This window comes from Nocardia sp. MDA0666 (assembly GCF_003023875.1).
Lineage (GTDB): Bacteria > Actinomycetota > Actinomycetes > Mycobacteriales > Mycobacteriaceae > Nocardia > Nocardia aobensis.
On record NZ_PYHT01000028.1, the window covers coordinates 23,172 to 35,404 of the forward strand.

Annotated in this window: 11 protein-coding genes; 1 reads left to right on the plus strand and 10 read right to left on the minus strand. The window is 67.9% G+C overall.

What is annotated here, in order from left to right:
* Positions 1 to 13: 13 nt before the first annotated feature.
* The 6 genes from C8258_RS27930 to C8258_RS27960 form a co-directional block, all read right to left on the minus strand.
* Complete coding sequence (locus tag C8258_RS27930) at positions 14 to 241, minus strand: gas vesicle protein GvpG (RefSeq protein ID WP_036505064.1); 228 nt, start codon at positions 239 to 241, stop codon at positions 14 to 16.
* Positions 242 to 244: 3 nt separating this feature from the next.
* Positions 245 to 1,006 carry a GvpL/GvpF family gas vesicle protein gene (locus tag C8258_RS27935; RefSeq protein ID WP_106957705.1) on the minus strand — a complete coding sequence of 254 codons (762 nt, stop codon included), beginning with the start codon at positions 1,004 to 1,006 and terminating at the stop codon, positions 245 to 247.
* The gene (gene gvpJ / locus C8258_RS27940; RefSeq protein WP_084512753.1) at positions 1,006 to 1,425 is read right to left on the minus strand and encodes a gas vesicle protein GvpJ; all 420 of its coding nucleotides are present in this window, start codon (positions 1,423 to 1,425) and stop codon (positions 1,006 to 1,008) included. The genes C8258_RS27935 and gvpJ overlap by 1 nt, the downstream gene beginning before the upstream one ends.
* A complete protein-coding gene (locus tag C8258_RS27945) occupies positions 1,422 to 2,360 on the minus strand; it encodes an SRPBCC family protein (RefSeq protein ID WP_369974824.1) in 939 nt (312 codons plus the stop codon). The genes gvpJ and C8258_RS27945 overlap by 4 nt, the downstream gene beginning before the upstream one ends.
* 167 nt (positions 2,361 to 2,527) lie before the next feature.
* Entirely contained in the window at positions 2,528 to 3,139 is a 612-nt protein-coding gene (locus tag C8258_RS32695) for a hypothetical protein (protein WP_158271322.1), read from the minus strand.
* A 171-nt stretch (positions 3,140 to 3,310) separates the two neighbouring features.
* Positions 3,311 to 3,622, minus strand: coding sequence for a hypothetical protein (locus C8258_RS27960; protein ID WP_199195876.1), 312 nt, complete (start codon positions 3,620 to 3,622; stop codon positions 3,311 to 3,313).
* 75 nt (positions 3,623 to 3,697) lie between these two features.
* Here C8258_RS27960 and C8258_RS32700 point away from each other — a divergent pair, with 75 nt between their 5' ends.
* Positions 3,698 to 3,862, plus strand: a complete 165-nt coding sequence (locus C8258_RS32700; RefSeq protein WP_157126571.1) for a hypothetical protein — start codon at positions 3,698 to 3,700, stop codon at positions 3,860 to 3,862.
* A gap of 230 nt (positions 3,863 to 4,092) precedes the next feature.
* On the opposite strand, the gene C8258_RS27965 is transcribed toward C8258_RS32700, so the two are convergent.
* From C8258_RS27965 to mca, 4 genes are all read right to left on the minus strand, one after another.
* On the minus strand, positions 4,093 to 5,004 hold the full coding sequence (locus tag C8258_RS27965) for an alpha/beta hydrolase family protein (RefSeq protein ID WP_106957708.1): 912 nt from the start codon (positions 5,002 to 5,004) through the stop codon (positions 4,093 to 4,095).
* A gap of 108 nt (positions 5,005 to 5,112) precedes the next feature.
* Positions 5,113 to 10,566, minus strand: coding sequence for a carboxyl transferase domain-containing protein (locus tag C8258_RS27970; RefSeq protein WP_106957709.1), 5,454 nt, complete (start codon positions 10,564 to 10,566; stop codon positions 5,113 to 5,115).
* 323 nt (positions 10,567 to 10,889) lie between these two features.
* Entirely contained in the window at positions 10,890 to 11,255 is a 366-nt protein-coding gene (locus C8258_RS33400) for a hypothetical protein (protein ID WP_233225391.1), read from the minus strand.
* Positions 11,255 to 12,172, minus strand: coding sequence for a mycothiol conjugate amidase Mca (mca, locus tag C8258_RS27980; RefSeq protein ID WP_106957710.1), 918 nt, complete (start codon positions 12,170 to 12,172; stop codon positions 11,255 to 11,257). Before mca ends, C8258_RS33400 begins: the two co-directional genes overlap by 1 nt.
* Between the last annotated feature and the right edge of the window lie 61 nt (positions 12,173 to 12,233).

Here is a 12,233-nt window from a genome sequence, read left to right on the forward strand (position 1 = left end):
CGGTCGGTCGGACCTACCTCGGACCGGTCATCCGATTCAGGATCTCTTGCTGCGCTTGCGCGGCCTCCTCCGCGGATATCTCACCGGCGGCCGCGGCGCGGTCGATGTCCTCGAGCTCGCGCCGCAACCGCACGGGATCGTGCATCTGCTGTTCGACCTGCTCCTGGATCAACTCACTCAGCCAGATCACGCCACGAACCGGCGCGGCGGGGAGCAGGAGTATCGATGAGATCAGACCCATGCCTCACCCCTCCGGTGCCCGCTTCGTCACGAAGTCGTAGGCCGCCATCGGTCCGAGCAGACTCAACTCGACCCGGCCGTCCCATTCCGACATGAGCCGGCGCAGCAACTCCTCCAGTTCGTCCTGCCGGGCCGTTTCGACCAGTGCCGCTACATGAACGGCATCCTCTTCGTGGGTGGGGTCGCGCAGATTGACCATCGCGTCGAGTTTCTCGAGTTCGGAAGCCACCTTGCGGGTGTCCTCGGCTCGCTTCGTCTCGATGGCCTGATTGATCATCTCGCCCAGCATGATTCGCTCGTTGCGGGTCGCATCCTCCGATTTCCCGCGGATCTCGTCTCGCAGGCGGGCGGCGTCGGCATTCTCGTCGAGCAGTTCGCGCAGGATCGCGTCCTCGACATAACGCCCTCTGATGACGAACTGCACCCGTCCCTCGAGTTCCACCAGTGCCGCGTGGAATTCGTCTTCGTTCGCCTCGAGCAGTTCATTTTCCACCGCATCGGTGTCGGTCATGACCGCGCCGAACCGCAGCGGCAGCACGGGAGCCACCGCCGCGGACCCGTCGAGAAGCTTTTCGTGGGCGGTGAGGTCCTCGGGTGTGCCCAGAGGCCGATCGGAGGAGAGCGGACTGACCAGCGCGGCGATGTCGCCGTGTCGCACGACCGTGACTTCACCCGGTGGATCGCCGACTCCGGTGGCGTGCGGCTGCGGCTCCACGTCGGCGGGCACGATGCCGTAGACGTATACGGCTGTTGTCTCGGCAGCCATCACCGCTCCTCCCGCTTGGAGGGCCGGTGCACCGTCTGCCGTTTGTCCTGCACATCGCCGAGGAAGTCCGCGACCTTCTTGCCCGCCGCGTCGAGTGCGCCCTTAGTCTTGTGCTCGGCCGCGCCCTCCGTGACCTCGCCGACGATGTCGGTCAGACCTTTCGGCTCACTGCTCGAGATCTCGAGCCGGTTCACCGCTTCGGCGAACCGCAGATATGTGTCGACACTGGCGACCACGACGCGCGCGTCGATGGTCACCAATTCGATGCCCACCAGCGACACCCGGGCGAACGCGTCGATGACCAAGCCTTTGTCGAGGATGGTGTCGATTACATCGGCCAGGCTGGACGAGTTCGGCCGGGCCATGGTGCCGGCTCCGCCTCCGCCTCCGCCGCCGCCTCCCGCGGGTTCGATCGTCATCTTCTTGCACCTCCGCTCACACGTGGGCGGCGAGTGACCGAGCTCTTGCGGGCGGCCGTTCGGCGGCGAGGCGGCTCCGGTTCTTCCTCCTCGTCGGAATCGTGCTGATCCTCGTCCTGCTCGTCGTCCTCGTCTTCCTCGTTTTCTTCTGCCTCATCCGGTTCTTCGTCGTCGAACGCTTCCTCGTCGGCGTTGTCCTCGTCGTGGTCTTCCTCGTCGGTGTCTTCCTCGCCGTGGTCTTCCTCCGCGGCGTTCTCTTCTTCCTCTTCGCGCTGTCGCGCCGTCTCGTCGTCTTCGACGACCTCGCCGTCGCGGATCTCGCCGTGCCACCCGACGATGTCGTCGCTGTGCAGGACCGCATCGGTCATGACATGGCGCTGAAAGTGCTTGAGCTCCAACCGGCATCGGCGACCGGCGGCACGCCACATATTGGCGGTCTTCTCGAACACTCCCTGGGGGTGATACTCGAGCACCACCAGAATCCGCGTGAGGTTCGGAGTGATTTCGTAGAAGCCGACGGCACCGTCGATATAGCCCTTGGCGCCCTTGGAACGCCACACGATCCGCTCGAACGGAATCTGTTCGATGATCGTTGACTCCCACGTCCGCCTCGACCAGAACACCTTGCCGGTCCAGCTGAGCTTCTCGTCGGAAACCTGCTCTACCTGCTCGAGCTTCTTGGTGAATTTCGGGAAGTCCCCGAATTGCGTCCACTGGTCGTAGGCCAGATCGATCGGCACGCCGACATCGATCTCCTCGACGATATTGGTCAGCTTCAGCTTCTTTCCGCCGCCACCTTTGCCACCACCCCCGGTCAGCGAATTCTTGACCGATTCGAACGTCTGCCCAGCCGAGTGCTTGAGTTTGCTCATACCTCCGCTCATGACGGCCTTCAGCGGGGACGCGCCGCCGGCCAGCTTGTCGACGCCGGTCACCGCCGCGAGTAGATTTCCCTCGCCACCCGCATAGTCGTTCAACCGGCCGGCGGTTTTCGAGACCCGGGACGACAGCCCTTCCACCGCGCGTTCGGCCAGCGTCCCCGCGAGGTTCTGCACTGATTGCTGGAGCGGGCTCGTCGGTTGAGCCGTTTTCGCCATCGCTCTCACCTCCTCGTGCGGCGCACGGGCGGTTCGTCGGAATCGGCGCGGCTACGTCGGCTGACCGAAACAGGTTTGCGTTCCGCGGATTTGCGAGACGAGGTCCCAGAGGTCGTCTTCCGTGCGCGCTTGGCTGCGGGCTTCCGTGCCCGCGGGGCGGCCGGCTTCCGCTCTTCTTCCTCCGCTTCGCCGGAATCGACGTCCTCGAGATCGTCGTCGGAGGACGCCGCGCCCGCGTCCCGGGCGGCCTCGTCCTCCTCGTCCGACTCCGCGTCCGACGCTAGGTCGCTGTCCTTGCCCGACAACAAGTCGCCCGACAACAGGGACGAGCCCTGCTGCAGCCGGGTGTTGAGCGAGTCGAGCTGGTTGCTCGCGGCGGTCACCGCGGCGGATCGTGCCGCGCCCAGCAATTCGTCGCGAACGGTATCGGTGAGTTGGGTCAGGTCCGCCGACGATTTGAGCAGCGAAGTCCCCCGCTCCAGCAACTCACCGGGAATATCCGACGAACGTTTCGCCATCATCGCCCCCGCCACCCCCAGCGCGAAGCGCATCTTGCGCGTGCGGCCCAGCAAATAACCTATCCCCACCCCTACCGCAATGCTTGTGCCACCTTTCATGGCCTTCTCCTAGTTTGCTCGACACGCCTGCACGGCCGCACTGCCGCGGGATGGGTCGAGCGATGAGACCCCGATGTTTGGAGTAAGCCACGTCACAGATGGCCTTATATCAGCGTATACCCAGCTATCTCCACTGTGGGCAGTTAGCCGGAGGGACTTCCTGCATATCGATCAGTGCAGTCGCCGGGTACGCCGGCGTGGGCGCAGCACTCGCACCGCCCGCCGCCAACCGCGCGGTGTGGCGACGAATCGCACCGGTCCGTCGAATCGGTCCGTCGGGTCGACCCCGGACGCAGGGGTACGGGCATGGCGCGCGGCCTCGTAGCGAGCCAGCCCCTCCTGGAACGCGACCGGGTCACCGCCGACGTCGGGGTGCTGGGTGCGCACGAACCGGCGGTAGGCCGCGCGGTCGGCGGCCGACCATCCGGCGCGCGCCGTCGGCGTTCGCGCCTCCCGGATCGGTTCGGGATCTCTGCTCGCCATCCCCTCCAGTATCACCACACCCATCGCGCCGAAACCGTGACCGTACGCACTGTCCGAAATGGGTACTCGGTGGCAATGGACGACAGCGTGCAGATTCGACCGGTACCGATGCGGCGGCGGCCCTGGTTCGCGGATCTGGAAGAAGCCGAACGCCGTGGCGCCCACGGCAATGCCGGGCTCGGCTATTTCGACTGCGATTGCGAGATCTGCCACCGCCGGTTCCGGCCGGCTGCGGTCTGAAATCCATTGGGCGAGCGGCGGGTTCGAGTCCCGCCCAGGTGATCATCAGCCGGTAGCTCCTGCTCGCTGTGTCGAATATGTTGGGCGCGAGCAGCTTCTACGAATCAGCGTCAGCGACGATCGCTTCGCACGCTCGGGGCGAGATCACCCTGCTCGATCCGGAGTGGACGGCACGTTTCCGCGCCGGCTGCGTGGCGCGGCGAATATGCGCAGTGCCGCCCTCGTGCGGTTCAGGCCCCTATCCCCCCGGCCAGCACAGGCCAGGAATCGTGGAGATCGGCCTCGAACAGTCCCCAGGTGTGGGAACCTTCGGGCCGGTCCACGTACACCGCGGGAACGCCGAGTTGTCCGAGCCGACCGGCGAAGGCACCGGTGCACGCACTCGCGACTGCCTCCACCGGTGGGAACGGCAACCCCCGGTCGATACCGCCCGGGATGCCGGACGCCGCCGACAGATAGATGGCCTTCCCGGCCAGCGCACCGGCCCGCGCGAACGCGTCGTGCGCGGGCCATGCCTCGGTGCCCGGCGGGCCCCACATGTTGCCCGGATTACCGCCGCCCCGCACCACCTGTGCACTCACCATCGCGATCCCGGCCGGATCGTTCGACCACGGACACCCGCTGTAGGAGGCCACCCCGCCGAAGCGCTCCGGCGCCTGGATCGCGAGGTCCACCGCCGACGCCGCGCTCATCGACACCCCGGCGATCGCATTGCGGCCGGTGGTACCCAGCTGGGCGTCGACGACGTCGGGCAGTTCCCGGGTGAGGTAGCTCTGCCAGCGATTGCGTCCCATCACCGGATCGTCGGCGATCCAGTCGGTGTACATACTGTTGGGTCCGCCGACCGGCATCACGACATTGACGTGCTTGTCGGCGAAGAACGCCCGCACATCGGTGTCGTCCCACCAGGAGATGTTGTCGACACCGCCACCGATGCCGGTGAGCAGATAGAGCGTGGGCGCCGGTCCGCCGCCGGCCGCGCGGATCACCCGATTCGTGATCACCCGGTCCATCGATGGCGAATACACGTCCATCTCGACCGCCGCCGACCCCAGCGGATGTTCGTCCACCACATGCGCCGCCGGGGCCGCCGCGGCCGAACCCGCCGCGAAAGCACCCCCGGCGACGACCGCACACACCATTACGAGAACTCGCGTGATTACCGTCACGACAAGGGACTACCCCATCATGATCATCGCAATGCGGCCGAACCCGTGACCGGCCGTGGTCGGCCGGTCACGGGCAGGGAATCAGCCGAGACGCGCCTCGATCGCCTCGATGATGCGCGGCCGCAGCTCCCGGGCGCTGATCACCGCGTCCACCGAGCCGACCTCGACGGCGCGGTGGATGTTGTGCACCCGGTCGAACTCGGCGGCGACCTCACCCAGCTTCTCGGCGCGCACCTGCGAGCGGACCTCGTCGAGTTCGGCGGACAGCTCCGCACGCTCGGTACCCGACGCGTTCGCGACCCGCGACTCCAGTTCGCGCACCCGCGAATCCGAGGCGGTGCGGGTGTTGACGTCGCCGGCGAACACCACGGCCGCAGCCGGGGCGCCACCGAGCACCGAGGCGAACGAACCCTCGAGCGCGAGCACGGTCATATTCGGGTTCAGCGCCTTCGAGAACACCACGAATGCACCGCCGTGGTAGCGCGAGATCACGCAGAACACGATGGGCCCGCGGAAGTTCACGATCGCGCGGCCGATTTCGGCACCGTATTCGAGCTGCAGCTTGCGCATCGACTCCGGCGAGCCGTCGAAGCCGGACAGATTCGCCAGCACCACCAGCGGACGGTTGCCGCTGGCCGCGTTGATCGCGCGAGCCGCCTTCTTCGACGACCGCGGGAACAGGGTGCCCGCGGTGTAGGTGTCGGGTCCGTCGGTGGACGGGAAGCCGCGCCGCGGCACACCCCGCGATTCGATGCCCAGCAGGCAGACCGGAATACCACCCAGATGCGCGTCCTGGACGACGGCGGTCTCCGCGTCGGCCATACCCGCCCAGCGCTCCAGCACGGCGTGGTCCTGATCGGCCAGCGCCCGCATCACGGTGCGAATATCGAAGGGCTTCTTACGATCCGGGTTCGCGGTCGCGGAGAAGATCTCGCCGACGGTCGTGAAATCGCTGTCGGGCACGGTGTGCGGGAAGGTGCACACATCGCGGTCGATCGGGTCGGTGGTCTGCGCGCGGCGCGGGCCCTGCTCCCCGGGGGCGATGTAGGTGTGGTCGTAGTGCGACATCAGCACATCGCGAGCCCCGGCCAGATTCGGCGCCCAGTACTGCGCCTGACCGTTCGGCCCCATCACGCGGTCGTAGCCGCCGATGCCGAAGTTGTCCTCGGCCGACACACCACCGGAGAAGTCCAGCGCCTGCTTACCGGTCAGCACCATCGCCGAATCCGGGGTCATCACCAGGATGCCCTTGGTGTGCATGAGCATCGTCGCCTCGGCGTTCCAGTACGGCTGCGCGCCGACGTTGATGCCGGAGACCACGATGTTGATCTCGCCGCCGTCCTGGGTGAATTCGACGATGCGCTTGAGCGCCGCGGCCACCCAGTCCATGTTCTCCGTACCGGACTTCATCGAGATCCGGGCGCCGGAGGACAGCGCGTACCACTCCAGCGGTACCTGCATCTGCTCGGCCAGATCCAGCGCCGCGATCACCCGGCGGCATTCCGGCTCCGACAGTGCGCCCAGCGACTTGGTCGGATCGCCGAGCAGCACCACGCGGGTGATGCCGTCCGGATGCCGGTCGGTCGGCGTGGTCACCACACCGGCGACCATCGCCGCGGTGTTGCGGCCCTTGGGCCGGTCTACCGGGACGAGGGCATGGTCGGCGTCGAGGTCGTATTCGGCGAAAGTGCCGAGCAGACTTGTCAATTCGTACGGGTACAGGGTGCCGCGACTGGCCGCCCGCAGCACCTTCTGGCGGTACTCGTCGAGCGGTTCGACCGGATCGTCGGTGCGCTCGCCGACGGTCACCTCGGTGCCACCGGTGGCATCGAACCGGATGCGCACGACGATCTTGACCAGCTCACCGGTCTGCGCGTCGGGCTGACGGGCGATGAGCAGGATCTCCTCCAGCCCGGCGCCCGCGGTGGCCGGTTCCACGCGACCGACGATGGTGTCCAGTTCGGCCCGGGACACATCCAGCGGCGGCCAGATGTAGAGCACGATCCGGTTGGTGTGGAAGCGCTTGGCCGAGGGCCGCCGCGACTGTGCCCGGCGGATCGAGTCGACGCACGTGGCGACCGTGCTCTCGGCGGTCGGCAGCGACAGCAGCCGGCCCTCGTGATCGCGCAGCGCGGTCAGGTCGCGGACCTGCGCGAAAGCGACCAGCCGCTCGTCGGCGGGGTTCTCCTTCGCGACACCCCGGAACAGGTAGACCTCCTCGTCGGAGGACGGCAGCCGGGTGAGATCGAATTTGCGCAGGCGGCGCATCTGCATCCGCTCGGCGATATAGGGGTGCAGGCCGCGGATGAGCCGCTCCTCGGCCAGACCGGTCGCCGACGGGCGGAAGGTGAAGTGGTGGTGCATCACCGCGCCGTTGCTGCCCGCGACGGTGGCGGTGATCCGATTCACCTGGTTGGGCAGCGACCGGGCGCCGAGCACTTCCTGCAGGGCGGCGGCCATCGCGTCGAAGTCCTCCGGCTGGTTCTCCCAGCCGAGGTAGATGTCGGCCTCGATGGACGCGGCGCCACGGGCCAGTTCGGTGAGCCCGCTCAGCACCGTGTCGAGCGCGTCGAAACTGACGGCCGCGGAGACCAGATTCACACCGCGGCGTTCGGCGACCACGAAGGTGCAGCCGTCCACGTTCTGGGTGCGAACGTCGGTCAGGCCCTTGTTGCCGTAGTACCGCCGGGTCAGCACCTCGAGCATGACGGTGTTGTCCGGGTTGCCCCGCACCAGCCGCTGGGCCAGCAATCGCACCAGCGGTTCGGTGCTGCGCACCATTTCGGCGATGCGATCGGCGCGGTCCGCGGCATCCGGATGCGCGTCCAGATGGCTCAGATGCTTACGGACCGTGGTGTAGACGCGGGCGCGGTTGCGGCGCAGCAACGGCTGGCCGTACCAGGCGTAGACCACGCCACGGGTGATGTCGGCGATCACCGGGAAGCGCACCTGGGTGGCGGCCACCAGTCGCTCCAGCGCCAAGCCCACCGGTTCCCGCAGCACCCGATCCGGCACCGGCTCGCCCAGCCATTCGCGCAGCAGCGTGGTGACGACGGTGACCGTGTCGGACGGGCGCTGCTGGGCGAGGAAGATCCGGAAGACCGCGGCCTCGAGTTCCGGGGTGCGTTCCAGGTCGGTGACGCCGTAGTGCGCCAGCGCCTTCGACAGCTTGGCCTGGTAGGACTCCGGCAGTCCGGCCCGCTCGACGTCGAGGCTTTGCAAATACGTGTGGAAGTACTCGCGGGCGCTGTGGACGTGGCCGTGGCCGGCGTCCTCACCCCAGAACTGGCTCAGCTCGGCGAGATCGGTGAAGACCTCGATCAGCTCCAGTTCCTCGGCGAGCGGGCGGCGGTTGTCCGCGATCGCGGCGCGGCGCGCGGCCATGTAGTCCGCCAGGACACGTCCGCCGTCGTGCGGGTCGACGTCGAAACCGAGCAGCAGCCCGCGCAGATCCTCCTGGCCGCGAACCGTGCGCTCCTGCGCCAGCACCTCGGTGGGCGCGGCGGGCAGGTCCAGCTCTACCGACTCGACCGCGGCGGACTCGTCGGCCTGCTCGTCGTCGGCGATCGGTTCCAGCCGCAGCAGCGGCGCACCGGCCTCGACCTGCGAGCCGACCGAGACGCTGCATTCCTTGAGGCGCGCCTTGAACGGCGAGCGCAGCACGGTCTCCATCTTCATGGACTCGAGGACCAGGACGGGCGCACCCGCCTCGACCTCGTCGCCGACCTCGAGCGGCTTGGCGACGACCAGCGCGGGCGCCGGCGAGCGCACCACGCCGCCCTCGTCACGGCTCACCCGATGCGTCACGCCGTCGACATCCACCACGTGGGTGGGGCCGTGCGTGCCGGTGACCAGCCGATACCGGGTGCCGTTGACCACGATCTGACCGGTGTGCCGGTCGAAGCGCTCCAGATCGACATCCGCGGTGACGACCTCACCGGCCGCCTCGATGCCGATCCGGAATCGGTGCGCACCGACCCGCGCGACCCGCAGTCGGTAGCTCGCGCCGCGCAGCTTCAGATCCAGCGGACGGCCGCTCTCGTGCTGCACCTGCGGGCGGCCACCGGCGGCGGTGGACAGCAGCCGATGCCGCTCGGCCCGCTCCTCTTCCTCGTAGGCGTCGATGGCCGCGGCGGCCAGAGCGACCGCGGTGTGCCGCTGGGCCACCAGCCGGCCCTCGCCGCGCACGCGATCGATCCAGCCGGTGTCGGCGCTGGCGTCGATGACCTCGGGCTGGTCGAGCAGGTCCAGGACGAAACTCTTGTTGGTCGCGCCCCCCTCGATGATCACGCGGGTCTCGCCGACCGCACGGCGCAGCCGGCCCAGGGCCTCCTCGCGATCGCGGCCGTAGGCGATGATCTTGGCGATCATCGAGTCGAAGTCGGCGGGGATGGTGTCGCCCTCGCTGACACCGGTGTCGACACGGATACCCGGTCCGGCCGGCAGATCCAGCAGGGCGATGCGGCCCGGCGCCGGAGCGAAGTCGCGGTCGGGATCCTCGGCGTTGAGGCGGGCCTCGATGGCGTGCCCGCGTTCGGCCGGCGGCTCACCCTCGAGCCGTCCGCCGGAGGCGACGTGCAACTGGGCACGGACCAGGTCGAACCCGGTGGTGTACTCGGTGATCGGGTGCTCGACCTGCAGGCGGGTGTTGACCTCCAGGAAGGCGAACAGCTCGTCGCCGGGGTGGTAGAGGAATTCGACGGTCGCCGCGCCGCGGTAACCGACCGCCACCGCGAGCCGCTCGGCCGAGGCCTTCAGATCGGCGACCTGCTCGGGCCGCAGCACCGGCGAGGCGGACTCCTCGATGACCTTCTGATTGCGCCGCTGCACCGAGCAGTCGCGCACGCCCAGCGCCCATGCGGTGCCCTGCCCGTCGGCGATCACCTGAACCTCGACGTGGCGAGCGCCGGTGACCAGCCGCTCCAGGAAGACGACACCGCTACCGAAGGCGCGGGCCGCTTCCTGGCTGGTGCGCTCATAGGCGTCGACGAGTTCGGCTTCGTTGGTGATGACGCGGATACCGCGACCGCCACCACCGGCGGTCGCCTTCAGCATGAGCGGATAACCGATGTCACCGGCGGCCGCGACGGCGGCGTCCAGCGTCTCGACCGCACCGCGGCTCCAGGGCGCCACCGGCACCCCGACCTCCTCGGCGATCAGCTTCGCGCCGATCTTGTCGCCGAGTTTGCGCATGGCATCCGGGCTCGGACCGATGAACGTGATACCGATCTGCTCGCACAGTTCCGCGAAGGCGGGATCCTCGGCGACGAAACCCCAGCCGACCCAGGCGGCGTCGGCCTTGGTCGTCACCAGCGCCTTTTCCAGTGCCTTCAGATCCAGGTAGGGGCGGGCGGAGGCCGGTCCGAGGTCGTAGGCGATATCGGCCTCGCGCACGAACGTCGCGTTCCGGTCGACATCGGTGTACAGAGCGACGGTTTCGATCTGTCGCGCGGTCGCCGCGGCCAAATCTCGGACGGCGTGGATGAGGCGCATTGCGGCCTCACCCCGGTTCACGATGGCGATGCGGCTGAACACTCGCCGACTCCTTTCCACAGCGTAGGCCCGGTGCATGGGCAGAATTCGAGGTATCGCGGCTCCGCGTAGTGTGCACCTTTATTCCACGAATGTGTACGCCGTGCAGGGTTACCCGCACGTATCGTGTGGGATCCCATAGGAGTGGTCCGGCCGATTCCCGCCGAAGCGCGGTAACGAGACATGCGCGACAGATGGCCGGATCGTATGACCCGGACAACATCGAAGCAGATCAGAGCATCAATCGGAGGCGCTGCCCGAAGCCGTCGCCGCGCCCGGATTGCGATTGGGCGGCGAATCGGCGACGGCGCGGCGAATCAGCGGATTCAGGAAGCCTTACCGGAGGCCGGTGGCGGGGTGGACGGTCCCGAATCGCCGCGGCCGGATCCGTCGGCGGTGTCGTCGCGCGACTGCCGCGGCGCATCGCCGTCGCCCGCGTCGTCACCTTCTCCGGCGACACCGGGTTCGGTGCCCTCGTCGGCCTCCTGGTCCGGTTCCGGATGTTCGCGGGAGAAATCGGCGGGCAGCCGCTTGATGTGCTTGTTCATCGAGCGGATCAGCAGCACGGTGCCGGCCAGCAGCACGAGGATGATCACCAGACCCAGCGGCGAGGCTTTGCCGAATTCCGGACCGGTCGGGTTCGTGGTGGTGTTCTGAGCCAGCAGCGCGGTCTGCGCGAACAACGTCGTCATCATCGAACCGTGCCCTCGACCGCCCGGTCGGCGGCCCTATCTTCCGCGTCCGCATCTTCGGCGTCCCGGATTCCGGCGAACAAGTCGGTCTCCGGGATCGCGGTGCGTACCCGGGTCCTGGCCAGTTCGAATTCCTCCGTCGGCCACAACCGCTGCTGCATCTCCAGCGGGATGGCGAAGAACATGCCGTTGGGGTCGATCTGCGTGGCGTGGGCGCGCAGGGCCTCGTCACGCTGCGGGAAGTATTTGCCGCAGTCGATCTGGGTGGTGACCCGCGACATCACATCGCCATGTTCCTGAGCGGCCTTGCGGATGCGTTCCATCCAGTCGCGCATCGGGAACGGCTCATCGATCCGGTCGTACTCGTCGGCGAAGGTTTCGAGGCGCTGCAGGCTGAAACCGTGGTTGTAGTACAGCTTCAGCGGCGTCCACGGTTCGCCCGCGTCGGGGAAGCGCTCGGGGTCGCCGGCCGCTTCGAAGGCCGCCATCGACACCTTGTGGCACATGATGTGATCCGGATGCGGATAGCCACCGTTCTCGTCGTAGGTGGTCATCACATGCGGCCTGAATTCGCGCACCACCCGCACCAGGGCCTCGGTGGCCTCCTCGAGCGGCACCAGCGCGAAGCTGCCCTCGGGCACCGGCGGCAGCGGATCCCCTTCGGGCAGACCGGAATCCACGAATCCGAGCCAGCGGTGCTGCACGCCCAACGCCTTCGCCGCGGCCGCCATCTCCTCGCGGCGGACGTCGTCGATGCGGTCGAGAATGCCCGGCACATCCATCGCCGGGTTGAGGATGGAGCCGCGCTCACCACCGGTCAGGCTCACGACCAGCACGTCGTCACCCTCCGCGGCGTATTTCGCGGTGGTGGCGGCGCCCTTGCTCGACTCGTCGTCGGGGTGGGCGTGCACCGCCATGAGGCGCAGCGGCCGATCGAAGCTGCCGCTCACTTCTCGTTCACCTCGTTGCTCACCGTTT

What these genes read in the sequence shown, in the direction of transcription:
- C8258_RS27930 (WP_036505064.1), bottom strand. Translation starts at nt 241, where the DNA reads ATGGGTCTGATCTCATCGATACTCCTGCTCCCCGCCGCGCCGGTTCGT.
- C8258_RS27935 (WP_106957705.1), bottom strand. Translation starts at nt 1,006, where the DNA reads ATGGCTGCCGAGACAACAGCCGTATACGTCTACGGCATCGTGCCCGCC.
- gvpJ (WP_084512753.1), bottom strand. Translation starts at nt 1,425, where the DNA reads ATGACGATCGAACCCGCGGGAGGCGGCGGCGGAGGCGGAGGCGGAGCC.
- C8258_RS32695 (WP_158271322.1), bottom strand. Translation starts at nt 3,139, where the DNA reads ATGAAAGGTGGCACAAGCATTGCGGTAGGGGTGGGGATAGGTTATTTG.
- C8258_RS27960 (WP_199195876.1), bottom strand. Translation starts at nt 3,622, where the DNA reads ATGGCGAGCAGAGATCCCGAACCGATCCGGGAGGCGCGAACGCCGACG.
- C8258_RS32700 (WP_157126571.1), top strand. Translation starts at nt 3,698, where the DNA reads ATGGACGACAGCGTGCAGATTCGACCGGTACCGATGCGGCGGCGGCCC.
- C8258_RS27965 (WP_106957708.1), bottom strand. Translation starts at nt 5,004, where the DNA reads ATGGTGTGTGCGGTCGTCGCCGGGGGTGCTTTCGCGGCGGGTTCGGCC.
- C8258_RS33400 (WP_233225391.1), bottom strand. Translation starts at nt 11,255, where the DNA reads ATGACGACGTTGTTCGCGCAGACCGCGCTGCTGGCTCAGAACACCACC.
- mca (WP_106957710.1), bottom strand. Translation starts at nt 12,172, where the DNA reads ATGGCGGTGCACGCCCACCCCGACGACGAGTCGAGCAAGGGCGCCGCC.